The sequence below is a fragment of the Clostridium bornimense genome (genome assembly GCF_000577895.1).
GTDB lineage: Bacteria > Bacillota > Clostridia > Clostridiales > Clostridiaceae > Clostridium_AN > Clostridium_AN bornimense.
Genome location: NZ_HG917868.1, coordinates 2647042 through 2661499 on the forward strand (window position 1 = coordinate 2647042; position 14458 = coordinate 2661499).

The following is a 14458-nucleotide window of genomic DNA, read 5'->3' on the forward strand; positions in this document are numbered from 1 at the left end:
AGGTATAAACTTAATCCCCTGTATATTATACTAATTCTAATATAACAACTTCTGCTCCATCGCCTCTTCTTGGGCCCATTTTGTAGATTCTAGTGTATCCACCATTTCTTTCTGCATATTGTGGAGCAATTTCATCAAATAACTTTGTTACAACTGTTTCTTCAGTAACGAAAGCAAGTACTTGTCTTCTAGCATGAAGATCTCCTCTTTTAGCAAGAGTAATCATCTTTTCTGCTAAGCTTTGAGTTTCTTTCGCTCTTGTTACAGTTGTTTCAATCTTACCATGCTTTAAAAAGCTAGTAACAAGATTTCTTAACATAGCTTTTCTTTGATCAGTTGGACGACCTAATTTACGATATCCTGCCATCTACTGTACCCTCCTTACTCGTCTTCCGGCTTTAAATTTAATCCTAATGCCGTTAATTTTTGTTCTACTTCTTCTAAAGACTTTTTACCAAGGTTTCTAACCTTCATCATGTCTTCCATGCTTCTCTCAGTTAATTCTTGAACTGTGTTAATACCAGCTCTCTTTAAGCAATTGTAACTTCTAACTGAAAGATCTAGTTCTTCTATAGTCATTTCAAGAACCTTTTCTTTTTTATCTTCTTCCTTCTCAACCATTATTTCTACATTATCTGCATTATCAGTTAATGTCATAAATAGCTTGAAGTGCTCTATTAAAATTTTAGCCGCAAGACTGATTGCTTCTTCTGTTCTAATTGTTCCATTACTCCAAACTTCTAGAGTTAATTTATCATAATCTGTGATTTGACCAACTCTAGTATTTTCAACTTTGAAGTTTACTCTTTGTATTGGAGTATAAATAGAGTCAACAGCAATAGTTCCGATAGGCATATCATCTCTCTTATTTCTGTTTTGAGTTACATATCCTCTACCTCTATTTACTTCAATTTCCATTCTAAGCTTACCGTCTTCATCTAAAGTTGCGATATGAACATCTTTGTTTATTACTTCGACATCAATATCTCCTTTAATATCGCCAGCTTTAACTTCGCAAGGACCTACTGCATCAATATACAGTGTTCTTGGTCCTTCTCCATCCATTTTAAAGCATACACCTTTTATGTTAAGGACTATTTCAGTAACATCTTCTTTAACACCCTTAACTGTTGAGAATTCATGAAGAACTCCATCTATCTTAATTGAGTTTGCAGCGACTCCTGGTAAAGAAGAAAGTAATATTCTTCTTAAGGAGTTTCCTAATGTTATACCGTATCCTCTTTCAAGTGGTTCTATCACAAACTTACCATATGAACCATTTTCGCTTGCTTCAACGCATTCAATTTTTGGCTTTTCGATTTCTAACATTAAATAACCCTCCTTATTTTAAAAGTTGGCAACCTAATCTGAGGGCAACTGACTTTACTCTATTTATTACTTACTGTATAACTCAACGATTAATGTTTCGTTTACAGGTACATCTATATCTTCTCTTGCTGGAATAGCTTCTACTTTACCAGTAAATGTAGCTACGTCTCCACTTAACCATTTTGGTAAAGATTTTGGATTTTCAGCAAAAGTCTTGAATAATTCAGAAGCTCTACTCTTTTCTCTTACAGTTATAACATCTCCAGCTTTAACACTGTATGATGGTATATCAACTTTCTTACCATTTACTAAGAAATGTCCATGAGTAACTAATTGTCTAGCTTCAGTTCTTGAATTACCATATCCAAGTCTAAATACAACATTGTCTAATCTCATTTCTAGTAACTTTAATAAATTTTCACCTGTTATACCTCTAAGCTTTTCAGCTCTGTCGTATGTTCTTCTGAATTGATTTTCTAATAATCCGTATATTCTCTTAGCTTTTTGTTTTTCTCTTAATTGAACACCGTAGTCAGAAATTTTCTTTCTTCCTTGTCCGTGTTGTCCTGGTGCATATGATCTTCTTTCGAATGCACATTTGCCACCATAACATCTATCTCCTTTAAGGAATAATTTCATTCCTTCACGTCTGCAAAGTCTACAAACTGCGCCTGTATATCTTGCCATTTAAAGTACACCTCCTATTGCTTAAAATTAAACTCTTCTTCTCTTTGGTGGTCTACAACCATTGTGTGGAATTGGAGTTACATCTTTGATTAAAGTAACTTCTAAGCCTGCTGCTTGTAAGCTTCTTATTGCTGCTTCTCTACCTGAACCTGGACCCTTTACATATACTTCAACACTCTTTAATCCATGTTCCATTGCTGACTTAGCTGCTGTTTCTGCTGCCATTTGAGCTGCAAATGGAGTGCTCTTTCTTGAACCTCTAAATCCAAGAGCTCCAGCACTTGACCATGATAATGCATTACCATTTACATCTGTTAATGTAACTATTGAATTATTGAAAGTAGACTTGATATGAGCTGCTCCGTGCTCAACATTCTTTCTTTCCTTTTTTCTTCTAGTTCTCTTAACGTTCTTAGCTGCCATAATTATCCCTCCTTACCTATTACTTTTTCTTACCTGCTACTGTCTTCTTTGGACCTTTTCTAGTTCTTGCATTAGTCTTAGTTTTTTGTCCTCTTACTGGAAGACCTTTTCTATGTCTAACACCTCTGTAGCATCCGATTTCAACTAGTCTCTTAATGTTAAGAGCTACGTCTCTTCTTAAGTCACCTTCAACATTAAGGTTCTTTATAGCATTTCTTAATGCATTTACTTGATCTTCTGTTAAGTCCTTAACTCTTGTATCAGGATTAATTCCTGTTTCAGCTAAAAGCTTTTGAGAAGTTGGTAACCCTATACCGTATATATAAGTTAATGATATTTCAACTCTTTTTTCTCTTGGTATGTCTACACCAGCAATTCTAGCCATGTAATCTCTACACCTCCTAGGTTTTTTTATATTTGATTTATATATATATATATAGCCTTAGGTAAATTTAATTTTCAGCCGCGCCTAAAGCTCTATAACCACAATTAATAATTATCCTTGCTTTTGTTTATGCTTAGGATTTTCGCAGATAACCATTATTCTACCTTTTCTTCTAATAACTTTGCACTTCTCGCATATAGGTTTAACTGATGGTCTTACTTTCATAGTCAACCCTCCTTAATCTACTTGGCTCTCCAAGTTATTCTTCCACGAGTAAGGTCATATGGTGAAAGCTCCACAGTAACCTTATCACCTGGTAGTATTCTTATAAAATTCATTCTTAATTTTCCTGAAATATGAGCTAAAATTATTTGCCCACTTTCTAGTTGTACTTCGAAATGTGCATTAGGTAATGCCTCAACAACAACACCTTGCATTTCGATAACATCTTGCTTTGACATAAGGTAATCAAACCTCCTTATCTATGTCTACAGACTTTATAAATGCATCTATCTTAGCATTTGTATATGGTTCTATATCCTTAGTATAGATATTTGTAAAGTTTAAGTGTTTTATCTTTTTCTTCTTAGGTTTATCGATACTCCTATTCTTGCCATTACATATCAATACATATTCATCATCGATAACTCCAATAATTAAAAAATATTTTCCACTATCTCTACCTGCTTTACCAATTACTATTCTATTAATTAGATTTCCACCTTCCACTATTTCACCTCTATTAACTTAATGTAAGGATCTCAACTCCTGTTTCAAGAATTACTACAGTATTTTCATAATGAGCACTTAAAGACCCATCTGCTGTTACTACTGTCCAATTATCTCTAAGAGTCTTAGTATAGAAGGATCCGATATTCACCATCGGTTCAATTGCCAAAGTCATTCCATGAGTTAGCTTAGGACCTCTTCCTGGTTTCCCAAAATTCGGAACATTTGGCTCCTCATGAAGCTTTTTTCCAATTCCATGTCCTACGAAGTCTCTTACTACAGAATACCCTTCACTTTCAACATAAGTTTGAATTTCATGACTTATATCTGACAATCTGTTACCAACTATAGCTTTTTCTATTCCTTTAAAGAAGCTCTTTTCTGTAATTCTAATAAGTTCATTTGCTGCATTACTAACCTTTCCTACTGGAAAAGTTCTTGCTGCATCACCATGATATCCTTTAAAAAAAGCACCACAATCAATACTTATTATGTCACCATCTTGTAGTATTTTATTCCTACTTGGTATTCCATGAATAACTTCTTCATTAATAGAAGTACATAATGTAGCCGGAAAACTGTAATATCCTTTAAAAGATGGCTTAGCACCCTGGCTTATTATAAACTCTTCTGCAAGTTTATCAAGGTCTGCAGTAGATATTCCAGGTTTTATCTCCTCTTGTAACATTGCAAGAGCATCGCCAACAATTTTACCCGCACGTCTCATTAATTGGATTTCATTATCATTTTTTTTGATAATCATTAATTAGTTTCTCCTAATAGAGACTTAATATCTTCAAACACTTTATCAATTGCTTGAGTTCCATCTACTTCAGAAAGCTTATCGCATTCTTTATAATAACTAATTAATGGTTGAGTTTGTTTGTCATATACATTAAGTCTTTCCTTAACTGTATCTTCTTTATCGTCTTTTCTTTGTATGACTTCTTTTCCGCAAACATCACATATACCTTCTACTTTTGTAGGATTGAATGATACATGATAACTTGCTCCACAGCTTACACAAACTCTTCTTCCTGTCATTCTTTTTAATATATCTTCTCTTGGTACTTCTATAAGTAATGCTACATCTATTTTTTTACCATCTTCTTGTAACATCTTATCAAGTGCCTCTGCTTGAAATACTGTTCTAGGAAATCCATCTAATAAGAATCCCTTTTTGCAATCATCTTCTGATAATCTATCTTTAACTATATCTATTGTCAATTGATCTGGCACTAAAAGACCTTGATCTATATATTCTTTAGCTTTTTTTCCTAGTGGAGTTTCCTCAGCTATGTTTTTTCTAAATATGTCTCCAGTTGATATATGCGGGATATTATACTCAGTTGCTATACTTTTAGCTTGAGTACCTTTACCTGCTCCTGGAGGTCCTAATAGTACTAAATTCAAAACATTCATCTCCAACTACCTAATTTTTCTTTAAGAAACCTTCATAGTTACGCATTACTAATTGAGATTCTAGTGTCTTCACAATCTCTACTGATACTCCAATTACAATAAGCAATGCTGTACCTGTTATAGAAACTTTAAAGTTTCCAAACTTCTCCATAATTATAGGAACTATAGATACTATTGAAGCTATTATACCAGATATAACTGAAACTCTGTTCAGTACACTTGTTAAATATTTTTCAGTAGGTTCCCCTGGTCTGACACCAGGTATAAATCCTGAAGACTTGTGAATATTCTCAGCCATCTCATCTGGCTTAAAAGTTATTTGTGTATAGAACCATGTAAAGAACATTATTGCTAATACAAACAATATAACATACCATACTGTATTAGTATTAAATGGACTCCATTGTGAATTAAGTACCCACTTTGAATATCCCCAATTAGTATTTATTTGCGCAATTATAGCTGGAAATTGAACAACTGACATCGCAAATATTATTGATATAACTACTGAAGATGTTAATCCAAATGGTATATTGGAAGATTGATTAAATACTTTTCCATTACTTTTAGTTGCATACTGAATAGGAACTCTTCTTTCTGATAATGATGCAGCAATTACACCAACTAGTAATATTGCTAAAACACCAACTAAAACAATTGCTTCTATTAAGCTAGCATTTCCTGTCTCAATAATTTCAGCAATTTGTCCTATCATACTTGGTATTCTAGAAAGTATATTCCAAGCAATTAGTAGAGACATACCGTTTCCTATTCCTTTTGCTGTTATTTGATCACCTAACCACATTGTAAAAGTAGATCCAGCCATTAATGTTAATACCACTAAAGCTTTTTCAAAATTTGAATCAACAGAAGCTCCATAATGAGTCATTACCGCATAAGTTCCAATTCCCATTATGATAGAAAATACAATTGATAAGTATCTAGTATACTTTCCAATTTTCTTTCTTCCTTCTTCGCCTTCTTTAGATATACTTTCAAGTCTAGGTATCGCAACAGTCAAAAGCTGCATTATAATTGATGCTTCAATGTATGGCATAACCCCTAAAGCAAATACAGATAATTTGCTTAGGGCTCCACCATTCATCATATCAACAAAGCTTAATAATCCACCTTGTTCTGACATGCTCTTTACTATATCTGATGTATCCACAAATGGTACTATTATATGATTTCCTAATCTATATATTACTAATATTAAGAATGTATATAAAATTCTTTTTCTTAATTCGGTAACATTCCATGCATTACGTAAGGTTTTAAACATATTAAATCACCTCAAATTTTCCACCAGCAGCTGTGATTTTTTCTTCAGCTGACTTAGAGAATTTATTAGCTTTAACAGTTAGCTTCTTTGTCAATTCTCCATTGCCTAATATCTTAACTCCATCTTTAACTTTTCCTATAACTCCAGTTTCAATTAATAATTCAGGAGTAACTTCTGTTCCATCTTCAAAGATGTTTAATTTATCTACATTTATAGCTACGATTTCTTTAGCGAAGATATTAGTAAATCCTCTCTTAGGTAATCTTCTGTATAAAGGCATTTGACCACCTTCAAAACCAGGTCTTACTCCACCGCCTGATCTAGCGTTTTGTCCTTTTTCACCTTTACCAGCATTTCTTCCTAATCCAGAACCAGTACCTCTACCAACTCTCTTTGGTGCTTTCTTTGAGCCTGCAGCAGGCTTTAATGTATGAAGTTTCATATTTTACACCTCCTCTTTACGCTTCTTCTACTTTTAATAAGTAATTAACCTTATTTATCATCCCTCTGATTTGAGGAGTTTCTTCTTTAACTACAGAGTGACCAATTTTTCTTAGTCCAAGAGCATTAACAGTAGCTATATGGTCTTTTTTTCTACCGATTGTGCTCTTTACTAGAGTAATCTTTACATTAGCCATTGCTAATACCTCCTATCCTAATATTTCTTCTACAGTCTTACCTCTTAATTTTGCAATATCTTCTGCATTTCTTAATGAGCTAAGTGCATCTAATGTTGCATTAATCATATTTTTAGGGTTGTTTGAACCTAAAGATTTAGCTCTAACGTCCTTAACTCCAGCTAATTCAAGAACAGTTCTTACTGGACCCCCAGCAATAACTCCTGTACCTTCTGTAGCAGGCATTATTAGTACTTTACCTTTACCAAACTTTCCTTCTATTCTATGTGGTACTGTGTTTTCTTTAATAGAAACCTTAACTAAGTTTTTCTTAGCATCTTCGATACCTTTTCTGATTGCTTCAGGTATTTCTATTGATTTACCATTTCCTACTCCAACGTGACCATTTTCATCGCCAACAACTACTAGTACGCTAAATCTGAAATTTCTTCCGCCCTTAACAACCTTAGCTACTCTATTAATGTGAACAACCTTTTCCTTAAGATCTAATGTGCTAGGATCGATTCTCACTGAATTTCCCTCCTTCTTTACTAGAATTCTAAGCCAGCTTCTCTTGCTGCTTCTGCTAGTTCTTTAACTCTTCCGTGGTATACATATCCACCTCTGTCGAATACGACATTCTTAATACCTTTTTCTAAAGCTTTCTTAGCGATAGCTTCTCCAACTGCTTTAGCAGCTTCTTTATTGCTTCCAACTTTTAAGCTGAAATCTTTATCCTTTGATGATGCAGCAACTAAAGTTACAGCTTTAACATCATCTATAATTTGAGCGTATATATTCTTTTCACTTCTGAATACAGCTAATCTTGGTCTTTCAGTAGTACCAGAAACTTTCTTACGTACTCTTAAGTGACGTTTTACTCTTGCTGCAGATCTGTCTGCTTTCTTAAACATGCACTTCACTCCCTTCTAACTATTACTTACCAGTCTTACCTTCTTTACGTCTGATAACTTCGTCAGAGTATTTAATACCTTTACCCTTATATGGCTCTGGTTTTCTCCATTTTCTGATATCAGCAGCCACTGCTCCAACTAATTCTTTGTTAATTCCTTTAACAATGATATGTGTAGCATCAGGAGTTTCAAAAGTAATTCCTTCAACAGCTTCTATTTCAACTGGGTGAGAGTAACCTAAGTTTAATGTTAATCCCTTACCTTTTAATTGTGCTCTATAACCTACACCGATAAGCTCTAATGTTTTTTGGAATCCAGTGTTAACACCAATTACCATGTTATTTATTAAAGCTCTTGTTAAACCGTGTAGTGCTCTGTGTTCTTTAACATCGCTTGGTCTTGTAACAACGACGCTATTATCAACAACTTCTATCTTCATGTCTTTGTGCATTGCTTGCTTTAATTCACCTTTAGCTCCTTTTACAGTTACTAGATTTGCATCATCAACTGTAACAGTAACGCCTGCTGGTAAAGTTATTGGCAGCCTACCAACTCTTGACATACGTACACCTCCTATTTAATTACCATACGTAGCAAAGAACCTCTCCACCTACGCCTAATTTTCTAGCTTCTCTATCAGTAACTATACCTTTTGATGTAGAAATAACAGCTATTCCTAATCCGTTTAATACTTGAGGAATTTCTTCCTTTCTAGCATAAACTCTTAATCCTGGTTTAGATATTCTCTTTAAGCCAGTGATAACTCTTTCTTTATTTGAACCATATTTTAATGATATTCTTAACATCGGAACGATTCCGTCATTATATTCTTCAATTTCCTTTACATAACCTTCTTGTAATAAGATGTTAGCAATAGCCTTCTTTATATTTGAAGAAGGGATTTCTACTACTTGATGCTTAACAACATTAGCATTTCTTATACGAGTTAGTAAATCTGCTATTGGATCTGTCATAACCATCTTGTCGGCCTCCTTTCATACACCTTAATTACCAGCTTGCTTTTCTACAACCTGGAATTTCGCCTTTATAAGCAAGTTCTCTAAAACAAATTCTGCAAATACCAAATTTCTTTAATACTGCGTGTGGTCTTCCACAAATTCTGCATCTTGTATATGCTCTTGTTGAAAACTTAGGTTCTTTATTCCATTTTTCAATCATTGCTTTACGTGCCACGATATTCCCTCCTTTTATTGAGCAAATGGCATTCCAAGGAATCTTAATAACTCTCTAGCTTCCTCGTCAGTCTTTGCAGTAGTTACGAATATTATATCCATACCTCTTAACTTATCGATCTTATCATATTCAATTTCTGGGAATATTAATTGTTCTTTAACTCCTAACGCGTAGTTTCCTCTACCATCAAAAGATTTTGAAGATATTCCTCTGAAATCTCTAACTCTTGGTAGAGCAATATTTATTAACTTATCCGCGAATTGGTACATTTTATCTTTTCTTAAAGTAACTTTACATCCGATCGCTACATTTTCTCTTAATTTGAAGTTTGCGATTGATTTCTTAGCTCTTGTTAATACTGGCTTTTGACCAGAAATTAGAGTTAAGTCATTAACTGCTCCTTCTAATGATTTTGGATTGTCCTTAGCTTCTCCAACTCCCATGTTGATTATAATCTTTTCGATTTTAGGAACTTCCATGATATTTTTGTATCCGAACTTATCCATTAATGCCTTAACAACTTCGTTTTCGTACTTTTCTTTTAGTCTTGGACTCATTTAATTGCCCTCCTTCCTAAATTAAAGTGTTTCTCCACATTTCTTACACACTCTAACTTTTATTCCATCTTCTTTAATCTTGTTTGAAATTCTTGTTACATTTTTGCAACCTGTGCAGTATAACATAACTTTTGAAGAATTTATAGGTGCTTCCATACGGATTATTCCACCTTGCATATTTGCTCTATTTGGCTTAACATGCTTAGTTACAACATTAACATCCTTAACTAACACCTTATCTTTTTTTGGGTAAACAGCAAGTACTTCTGCAACTTTACCTTTATCTTTTCCTGATATAACCATTACAGTATCATTCTTTTTAACGTGAATCTTTGCCACCGAAGCCACCTCCTTATATTATAGTACTTCTGGTGCTAGTGATAAGATTTTGTTAAATTCCTTATCTCTTAACTCTCTAGCAACTGGTCCGAAGATACGAGTACCTCTTGGGTTCTTATCATCTTTAATTATTACTGCTGCATTCTCGTCAAATTTGATGTATGATCCGTCTGCTCTTCTTAAGCCCTTTACAGATCTAACTATTACAGCTTTTACTACATCTCCCTTTTTAACAACTCCACCTGGTGTTGCGCTTTTAACTGAAGCAACTATTATATCACCAATGTTTCCCCATTTTCTGTGGGAACCACCTAATACTCTTATGCACATTATTTCCTTTGCACCTGAGTTATCTGCAACTTTAAGTCTAGTTTGTTGCTGAATCATGCTAGTGACCTCCTTTCAGTATCGAAAAATTACTTAGCCTTTTCAACTATATTAACAAGTCTCCATCTCTTATCTTTAGATAATGGTCTTGTTTCCATGATTTCTACTCTATCGTTAATGTGAGCTTCATTATTTTCATCATGAGCTTTGAACTTAGTAGTTCTGTTTACAGTCTTACCATATAATGGATGACGAACTTTAGTTTCAACAGCTACTACTATAGTCTTATCCATCTTATCAGAAACAACTCTTCCGATTCTAACTTTTCTCATTCCTCTTTCCATCGTGAGACCTCCCTTCAGGCTTCTTTATTTATTGTTGAACACCCTTTAATTCTTCTTCTCTTAGGATGGTTTTAATTTGGGCTATTGATTTTTTAACTTCTCTAATTCTCATTGGGTTTTCTAATTGCCCTGTAGCTAATTGGAATCTTAAGTTAAATAATTCCTTCTTTAAGCCATTAAGAGATTCTACTAATTCAGTTGATGCTACTGATCTTAATTCTTGTAACTTATTAGCCTTCATTATTCATCACCACCCATTTCTTCAAAGTCTCTTCTTGTAACGAATTTAGTTTTTACTGGAAGCTTATGCATAGCAAGTCTCATAGCTTCTCTAGCAACTTCTTCGTTTACTCCTGATAATTCAAATAGAACTCTACCAGGCTTAACAACTGATACCCAGTATTCTGGTGAACCTTTACCTGAACCCATACGAGTTTCAGCTGGTTTTTGAGTTACTGGCTTATCTGGGAAAACCTTTATCCAAAGCTTTCCTCCTCTTTTTATATATCTATTTATAGCAATTCTCGCAGCTTCTATTTGTCTACTAGTTATCCATCCGCATTCAGTTGCTTGAATAGCGAAATCTCCGTAAGCAATAAAGTTACCTCTAGTAGCTTTACCCTTCATTCTGCCACGTTGAACCTTACGATGTTTAACTCTCTTTGGCATTAACATCTAGAATTCCTCCTTCCTTATGCGTTAGCTTCTTCCTCGTTTTTAACCTTCTTTACTGGAAGAACTTCTCCTTTATATACCCATACCTTAACACCGATCTTACCGTATGTTGTATCTGCTTCAGCAAAACCATAATCGATATCTGCTCTTAGTGTTTGTAGTGGAATAGTACCTTCATTATAGCTTTCAGCTCTAGCAATTTCTGCACCAGCTAATCTTCCTGAGCAAGTAACCTTAACTCCTTTAACTCCGTGCTTCATTGCTCTTGAAATAGATTGTTTCATTGCTCTTCTAAAAGATACTCTCTTTTCTAATTGTTGAGCTATGTTTTCTGAAATTAATTGTGCATCTATTTCAGTATTTTTAACTTCTACTATATTTATAAGTAAGTTCTTTTCACTTACGAATTTTAATAAATCTTTCTTTAAAGCCTCGATACCTTGACCGCCTTTTCCAATGATTACTCCTGGCTTAGCTGTGAAGATATTTAACTTAACTCTCTTAGATGCTCTTTCGATTTCAATCTTAGAGATACCTGCTGAGTATAACTTCTTCTTTACGAATTCTCTTATCTTGTTATCCTCTACTAGGTAGTCAGCGAAATTTCTATTGTCTGCATACCATTTTGCATTCCAATCTTTAATGACACCAACTCTAACACCGTGTGGATGTACTTTTTGTCCCACTCTGCTTCCCTCCTAACTATGCTCTTTCTTTTACACTTATTGTAATATGACTAGTTTTCTTTAATATTCTAAACGCTCTTCCTTGTGCATGTGGTCTAAATCTCTTTAATGTTGGACCTTGACCTGTGTGTGCATCTGAAACATATAAGTTGTCAGCATTTAAATTTAAATTGTGTTCCGCATTTGCTACTGCTGACTTAAGCACCTTAAGTACTACTTGTGCAGCATCCTTTGGAGTGTATTGTAATATTACAATTGCTTCGTTAACGCTCTTACCTCTTATAAGATCAAGAACTATGTTCACCTTCATAGGTGACATTCTTACATATCTAGCTATAGCTTTAGCTTCCATGTTGAGTTTCCTCCTTTCTTAAGCCTATCTTTTCTTAACGCCTGATGACTTTTCATCTATATGACTCTTAAACGTTCTTGTAGGAACGAATTCACCTAGCTTGTGGCCTACCATATCTTCAACTACATATACAGGAACATGTTTTCTTCCGTCATGTACAGCAATTGTGTGACCAACCATTTGAGGGAAAATAGTTGAACTTCTTGACCAAGTCTTTATAACTTTCTTTTCTCCCTTTTCGTTCATTGCTTCAATCTTATTTAAAAGTGACTCTTTCACGTAAGGTCCTTTTTTAAGTGATCTACTCATTAATTTGGCCTCCCTTCATCTACAACTGACATTATGGATGAGAAGAGAATAATTTCTCTCTTCTCACTACTTTCTCTTCTTGATGATAAGTCTATCTGAATATTTCTTATTCTTTCTAGTCTTATATCCAAGAGCTGGTTTACCCCATGGAGTAACTGGACTTGGACGTCCTACTGGAGATCTACCTTCACCACCACCATGTGGATGGTCGTTAGGGTTCATAACAGAACCTCTTACAGTTGGTCTCCAACCCATGTGTCTCTTTCTACCAGCTTTACCGATATTGATGATTTCATGAGTTAAGTTAGAAACAACACCAATTGTAGCTCTGCATTCTAATCTTACATATCTCATTTCACCAGATGGTAATCTTAAAGTTGCATATCCATTGTCTTTAGCCATTAATTGTGCTGAAGAACCTGCAGCTCTTACTAATTGAGCACCTTTACCTTTAGCTAATTCAACATTGTGAATTACTGTACCTACAGGTATGTTTATTAATGGTAAGCAGTTTCCTACTTTGATATCAGATTCTGGACCAGATACTATTGTATCTCCAACTTTTAATCCATGTGGAGCGATGATATATCTCTTTTCTCCATCTGCATATGTTACTAATGCAATATATGCACTTCTGTTTGGATCGTATTCTATTGTAGCTACCTTTGCAGGTATGTTATCTTTATTTCTCTTGAAGTCGATTATTCTGTACTTCTTTTTAGCACCACCACCATGGTGTCTAACAGTTATTTTACCTTGGTTATTTCTACCACCTGTTTTGCTCTTTGAAACAAGAAGTGACTTTTCTGGAGTATTTGTAGTGATAAACTCAAATGTATCCATAGTCATTCCTCTTCTTGATGGAGTGGTAGGGTTAAACTTTTTAACTGCCATGTGTTTTCCCTCCTTCTTTGCGCTTATCTGGCAAACTGCCAATAACTGCTCTTATTACATTCCTTCGAAGAATTCTATTGTGTTACTTTCTTCTGATAACTTAACAATAGCCTTCTTAAAGTCAGCTCTCTTACCAACGTGTACTCCAACTCTCTTAGTTTTTCCTAAGCAGTTGATAGTCTTTACGTCTTCAACTGTAACGTTGAATACTTCTTCGATAGCTTTCTTTATTTGTACTTTGTTTGCGTGTACATCAACTATGAAGGTGTATTTTTTATCTTGCATATCTGCCATGCTCTTCTCTGTTATTACTGGTTTTCTAATTATATCAAAGTTAGTCATTTTCATTATGCATACACCTCCTCAATTTTTGATACAGCATCCTTAGTAATGATAAGATTTTCGTATTTTAATAAGTCATAAACATTTATGTTGTTAACTGGTACTACAGCAACCCCTTGAATGTTTCTGATTGACTTATAAGTGTTTTCGTTTGATTCAGCAACAACTACTAAAGCTTTTTTAAGGTTAAGTGCTTTAAACATTGCTACTGCTTCCTTAGTCTTAGGTGTTTCAAATGATAAATCTTCTAATACGAAAATTTCATTTTCTTGAACCTTTGAAGTTAATACTGATCTCATTGCAGTTCTCTTCATTGACTTTGGAATAGCCATTCTGTAATCTCTTGGCTTTGGTGCGAATACTATACCACCATGAATCCATTGTGGAGATCTGATAGAACCTTGTCTCGCTCTTCCTGTTCCTTTTTGTCTCCAAGGTTTGATTCCACCCCCAGAAACTTCAGCTCTAGTCTTAGCGCTTTGAGTTCCTTGTCTTTTATTAGCTAATAAAGCTACTACTACTTGATGTACAGCTGCTTCACTAACTTCAGCTCCGAACACATTTTCATTTAATTGGATATCTCCAACTTTTTCTCCTGCTTTGTTTAATAATCCTACTGTAGGCATTCTGCATCCTCCTTTCTAACAA

Annotated in this window: 30 protein-coding genes; all 30 read right to left on the minus strand. The window is 34.4% G+C overall.

Annotated elements, in window-relative coordinates; genetic code table 11:
- Positions 1–25: 25 nt before the first annotated feature.
- Positions 26–367 carry a 50S ribosomal protein L17 gene (gene rplQ, locus CM240_RS11970; protein ID WP_044039358.1) on the minus strand — a complete coding sequence of 114 codons (342 nt, stop codon included), beginning with the start codon at positions 365–367 and terminating at the stop codon, positions 26–28.
- 14 nt (positions 368–381) lie between these two features.
- Positions 382–1329 carry a DNA-directed RNA polymerase subunit alpha gene (locus CM240_RS11975; RefSeq protein WP_044039359.1) on the minus strand — a complete coding sequence of 316 codons (948 nt, stop codon included), beginning with the start codon at positions 1327–1329 and terminating at the stop codon, positions 382–384.
- 66 nt (positions 1330–1395) lie between these two features.
- Positions 1396–2016, minus strand: coding sequence for a 30S ribosomal protein S4 (rpsD, locus tag CM240_RS11980; RefSeq protein ID WP_044039360.1), 621 nt, complete (start codon positions 2014–2016; stop codon positions 1396–1398).
- 27 nt (positions 2017–2043) lie between these two features.
- Positions 2044–2439 (minus strand): 30S ribosomal protein S11, encoded by a 396-nt coding sequence (gene rpsK / locus CM240_RS11985; protein ID WP_044039361.1) that lies wholly within the window; start codon positions 2437–2439, stop codon positions 2044–2046.
- A 19-nt stretch (positions 2440–2458) separates the two neighbouring features.
- The gene (gene rpsM, locus CM240_RS11990; RefSeq protein WP_044039362.1) at positions 2459–2824 is read right to left on the minus strand and encodes a 30S ribosomal protein S13; all 366 of its coding nucleotides are present in this window, start codon (positions 2822–2824) and stop codon (positions 2459–2461) included.
- Positions 2825–2935: 111 nt separating this feature from the next.
- On the minus strand, positions 2936–3049 hold the full coding sequence (gene rpmJ, locus CM240_RS11995; protein ID WP_044039363.1) for a 50S ribosomal protein L36: 114 nt from the start codon (positions 3047–3049) through the stop codon (positions 2936–2938).
- A 17-nt stretch (positions 3050–3066) separates the two neighbouring features.
- Entirely contained in the window at positions 3067–3285 is a 219-nt protein-coding gene (infA, locus tag CM240_RS12000; protein ID WP_044039364.1) for a translation initiation factor IF-1, read from the minus strand.
- Between the two features lie 7 nt (positions 3286–3292).
- Positions 3293–3553, minus strand: coding sequence for a KOW domain-containing RNA-binding protein (locus CM240_RS12005; protein WP_044039365.1), 261 nt, complete (start codon positions 3551–3553; stop codon positions 3293–3295).
- Positions 3554–3566: 13 nt separating this feature from the next.
- Positions 3567–4316: a type I methionyl aminopeptidase gene (gene map, locus CM240_RS12010; RefSeq protein WP_044039366.1), complete on the minus strand. Its 750-nt coding sequence runs from the start codon at positions 4314–4316 to the stop codon at positions 3567–3569.
- Positions 4316–4966 carry an adenylate kinase gene (locus CM240_RS12015; protein WP_044039367.1) on the minus strand — a complete coding sequence of 217 codons (651 nt, stop codon included), beginning with the start codon at positions 4964–4966 and terminating at the stop codon, positions 4316–4318. Before CM240_RS12015 ends, map begins: the two co-directional genes overlap by 1 nt.
- Positions 4967–4985: 19 nt before the next feature.
- Positions 4986–6260: a preprotein translocase subunit SecY gene (secY, locus tag CM240_RS12020; RefSeq protein ID WP_044039368.1), complete on the minus strand. Its 1275-nt coding sequence runs from the start codon at positions 6258–6260 to the stop codon at positions 4986–4988.
- 1 nt (position 6261) lies between these two features.
- Positions 6262–6702 carry a 50S ribosomal protein L15 gene (gene rplO, locus CM240_RS12025; RefSeq protein ID WP_044039369.1) on the minus strand — a complete coding sequence of 147 codons (441 nt, stop codon included), beginning with the start codon at positions 6700–6702 and terminating at the stop codon, positions 6262–6264.
- Between the two features lie 16 nt (positions 6703–6718).
- The gene (gene rpmD / locus CM240_RS12030; RefSeq protein ID WP_044039370.1) at positions 6719–6898 is read right to left on the minus strand and encodes a 50S ribosomal protein L30; all 180 of its coding nucleotides are present in this window, start codon (positions 6896–6898) and stop codon (positions 6719–6721) included.
- A gap of 12 nt (positions 6899–6910) precedes the next feature.
- Positions 6911–7408 (minus strand): 30S ribosomal protein S5, encoded by a 498-nt coding sequence (gene rpsE / locus CM240_RS12035; RefSeq protein WP_044039371.1) that lies wholly within the window; start codon positions 7406–7408, stop codon positions 6911–6913.
- A 20-nt stretch (positions 7409–7428) separates the two neighbouring features.
- On the minus strand, positions 7429–7791 hold the full coding sequence (rplR, locus tag CM240_RS12040; protein WP_044039372.1) for a 50S ribosomal protein L18: 363 nt from the start codon (positions 7789–7791) through the stop codon (positions 7429–7431).
- A gap of 22 nt (positions 7792–7813) precedes the next feature.
- Positions 7814–8353, minus strand: coding sequence for a 50S ribosomal protein L6 (gene rplF / locus CM240_RS12045; RefSeq protein WP_044039373.1), 540 nt, complete (start codon positions 8351–8353; stop codon positions 7814–7816).
- Positions 8354–8372: 19 nt separating this feature from the next.
- Positions 8373–8771 carry a 30S ribosomal protein S8 gene (gene rpsH / locus CM240_RS12050; RefSeq protein ID WP_044039374.1) on the minus strand — a complete coding sequence of 133 codons (399 nt, stop codon included), beginning with the start codon at positions 8769–8771 and terminating at the stop codon, positions 8373–8375.
- A gap of 28 nt (positions 8772–8799) precedes the next feature.
- The gene (locus CM240_RS12055; RefSeq protein ID WP_044039375.1) at positions 8800–8985 is read right to left on the minus strand and encodes a type Z 30S ribosomal protein S14; all 186 of its coding nucleotides are present in this window, start codon (positions 8983–8985) and stop codon (positions 8800–8802) included.
- Positions 8986–8999: 14 nt separating this feature from the next.
- Positions 9000–9542 carry a 50S ribosomal protein L5 gene (rplE, locus tag CM240_RS12060; RefSeq protein ID WP_044039376.1) on the minus strand — a complete coding sequence of 181 codons (543 nt, stop codon included), beginning with the start codon at positions 9540–9542 and terminating at the stop codon, positions 9000–9002.
- A 21-nt stretch (positions 9543–9563) separates the two neighbouring features.
- On the minus strand, positions 9564–9881 hold the full coding sequence (gene rplX / locus CM240_RS12065; RefSeq protein WP_044039377.1) for a 50S ribosomal protein L24: 318 nt from the start codon (positions 9879–9881) through the stop codon (positions 9564–9566).
- 18 nt (positions 9882–9899) lie between these two features.
- Positions 9900–10268 (minus strand): 50S ribosomal protein L14, encoded by a 369-nt coding sequence (rplN, locus tag CM240_RS12070; protein WP_044039378.1) that lies wholly within the window; start codon positions 10266–10268, stop codon positions 9900–9902.
- 29 nt (positions 10269–10297) lie between these two features.
- Positions 10298–10552: a 30S ribosomal protein S17 gene (gene rpsQ / locus CM240_RS12075; RefSeq protein ID WP_044039379.1), complete on the minus strand. Its 255-nt coding sequence runs from the start codon at positions 10550–10552 to the stop codon at positions 10298–10300.
- Between the two features lie 28 nt (positions 10553–10580).
- On the minus strand, positions 10581–10793 hold the full coding sequence (gene rpmC / locus CM240_RS12080) for a 50S ribosomal protein L29 (RefSeq protein WP_044039380.1): 213 nt from the start codon (positions 10791–10793) through the stop codon (positions 10581–10583).
- Entirely contained in the window at positions 10793–11227 is a 435-nt protein-coding gene (gene rplP / locus CM240_RS12085; RefSeq protein ID WP_044039381.1) for a 50S ribosomal protein L16, read from the minus strand. Before rplP ends, rpmC begins: the two co-directional genes overlap by 1 nt.
- Before the next feature lie 17 nt (positions 11228–11244).
- Positions 11245–11913, minus strand: a complete 669-nt coding sequence (rpsC, locus tag CM240_RS12090) for a 30S ribosomal protein S3 (RefSeq protein ID WP_044039382.1) — start codon at positions 11911–11913, stop codon at positions 11245–11247.
- A 16-nt stretch (positions 11914–11929) separates the two neighbouring features.
- A complete protein-coding gene (rplV, locus tag CM240_RS12095) occupies positions 11930–12265 on the minus strand; it encodes a 50S ribosomal protein L22 (RefSeq protein WP_044039383.1) in 336 nt (111 codons plus the stop codon).
- A gap of 24 nt (positions 12266–12289) precedes the next feature.
- Positions 12290–12574, minus strand: coding sequence for a 30S ribosomal protein S19 (gene rpsS, locus CM240_RS12100; RefSeq protein ID WP_044039384.1), 285 nt, complete (start codon positions 12572–12574; stop codon positions 12290–12292).
- A gap of 66 nt (positions 12575–12640) precedes the next feature.
- The gene (gene rplB / locus CM240_RS12105; protein WP_044039385.1) at positions 12641–13468 is read right to left on the minus strand and encodes a 50S ribosomal protein L2; all 828 of its coding nucleotides are present in this window, start codon (positions 13466–13468) and stop codon (positions 12641–12643) included.
- A 54-nt stretch (positions 13469–13522) separates the two neighbouring features.
- Positions 13523–13816 (minus strand): 50S ribosomal protein L23, encoded by a 294-nt coding sequence (rplW, locus tag CM240_RS12110; RefSeq protein ID WP_044039386.1) that lies wholly within the window; start codon positions 13814–13816, stop codon positions 13523–13525.
- Positions 13816–14436, minus strand: a complete 621-nt coding sequence (gene rplD, locus CM240_RS12115; protein WP_044039387.1) for a 50S ribosomal protein L4 — start codon at positions 14434–14436, stop codon at positions 13816–13818. Before rplD ends, rplW begins: the two co-directional genes overlap by 1 nt.
- Positions 14437–14458: the final 22 nt, after the last annotated feature.

Excerpts from the sequence above, each read along its gene's own strand:
- rpsK (WP_044039361.1), bottom strand. The coding sequence starts at position 2,439 with ATGGCAGCTAAGAACGTTAAGAGAACTAGAAGAAAAAAGGAAAGAAAG.
- rplP (WP_044039381.1), bottom strand. The coding sequence starts at position 11,227 with ATGTTAATGCCAAAGAGAGTTAAACATCGTAAGGTTCAACGTGGCAGA.
- rplV (WP_044039383.1), bottom strand. The coding sequence starts at position 12,265 with ATGGAAGCTAAAGCTATAGCTAGATATGTAAGAATGTCACCTATGAAG.
- rplF (WP_044039373.1), bottom strand. The coding sequence starts at position 8,353 with ATGTCAAGAGTTGGTAGGCTGCCAATAACTTTACCAGCAGGCGTTACT.
- rplE (WP_044039376.1), bottom strand. The coding sequence starts at position 9,542 with ATGAGTCCAAGACTAAAAGAAAAGTACGAAAACGAAGTTGTTAAGGCA.
- rplQ (WP_044039358.1), bottom strand. The coding sequence starts at position 367 with ATGGCAGGATATCGTAAATTAGGTCGTCCAACTGATCAAAGAAAAGCT.
- map (WP_044039366.1), bottom strand. The coding sequence starts at position 4,316 with ATGATTATCAAAAAAAATGATAATGAAATCCAATTAATGAGACGTGCG.
- infA (WP_044039364.1), bottom strand. The coding sequence starts at position 3,285 with ATGTCAAAGCAAGATGTTATCGAAATGCAAGGTGTTGTTGTTGAGGCA.
- rpsQ (WP_044039379.1), bottom strand. The coding sequence starts at position 10,552 with ATGGAAAGAGGAATGAGAAAAGTTAGAATCGGAAGAGTTGTTTCTGAT.
- rplN (WP_044039378.1), bottom strand. The coding sequence starts at position 10,268 with ATGATTCAGCAACAAACTAGACTTAAAGTTGCAGATAACTCAGGTGCA.
- rplB (WP_044039385.1), bottom strand. The coding sequence starts at position 13,468 with ATGGCAGTTAAAAAGTTTAACCCTACCACTCCATCAAGAAGAGGAATG.
- rpmJ (WP_044039363.1), bottom strand. The coding sequence starts at position 3,049 with ATGAAAGTAAGACCATCAGTTAAACCTATATGCGAGAAGTGCAAAGTT.
- rpsM (WP_044039362.1), bottom strand. The coding sequence starts at position 2,824 with ATGGCTAGAATTGCTGGTGTAGACATACCAAGAGAAAAAAGAGTTGAA.
- CM240_RS11975 (WP_044039359.1), bottom strand. The coding sequence starts at position 1,329 with ATGTTAGAAATCGAAAAGCCAAAAATTGAATGCGTTGAAGCAAGCGAA.
- rpmC (WP_044039380.1), bottom strand. The coding sequence starts at position 10,793 with ATGAAGGCTAATAAGTTACAAGAATTAAGATCAGTAGCATCAACTGAA.
- rplO (WP_044039369.1), bottom strand. The coding sequence starts at position 6,702 with ATGAAACTTCATACATTAAAGCCTGCTGCAGGCTCAAAGAAAGCACCA.
- rplR (WP_044039372.1), bottom strand. The coding sequence starts at position 7,791 with ATGTTTAAGAAAGCAGACAGATCTGCAGCAAGAGTAAAACGTCACTTA.
- secY (WP_044039368.1), bottom strand. The coding sequence starts at position 6,260 with ATGTTTAAAACCTTACGTAATGCATGGAATGTTACCGAATTAAGAAAA.
- rplW (WP_044039386.1), bottom strand. The coding sequence starts at position 13,816 with ATGAAAATGACTAACTTTGATATAATTAGAAAACCAGTAATAACAGAG.
- rpmD (WP_044039370.1), bottom strand. The coding sequence starts at position 6,898 with ATGGCTAATGTAAAGATTACTCTAGTAAAGAGCACAATCGGTAGAAAA.
- rplD (WP_044039387.1), bottom strand. The coding sequence starts at position 14,436 with ATGCCTACAGTAGGATTATTAAACAAAGCAGGAGAAAAAGTTGGAGAT.
- rpsD (WP_044039360.1), bottom strand. The coding sequence starts at position 2,016 with ATGGCAAGATATACAGGCGCAGTTTGTAGACTTTGCAGACGTGAAGGA.
- rpsS (WP_044039384.1), bottom strand. The coding sequence starts at position 12,574 with ATGAGTAGATCACTTAAAAAAGGACCTTACGTGAAAGAGTCACTTTTA.
- rpsH (WP_044039374.1), bottom strand. The coding sequence starts at position 8,771 with ATGGTTATGACAGATCCAATAGCAGATTTACTAACTCGTATAAGAAAT.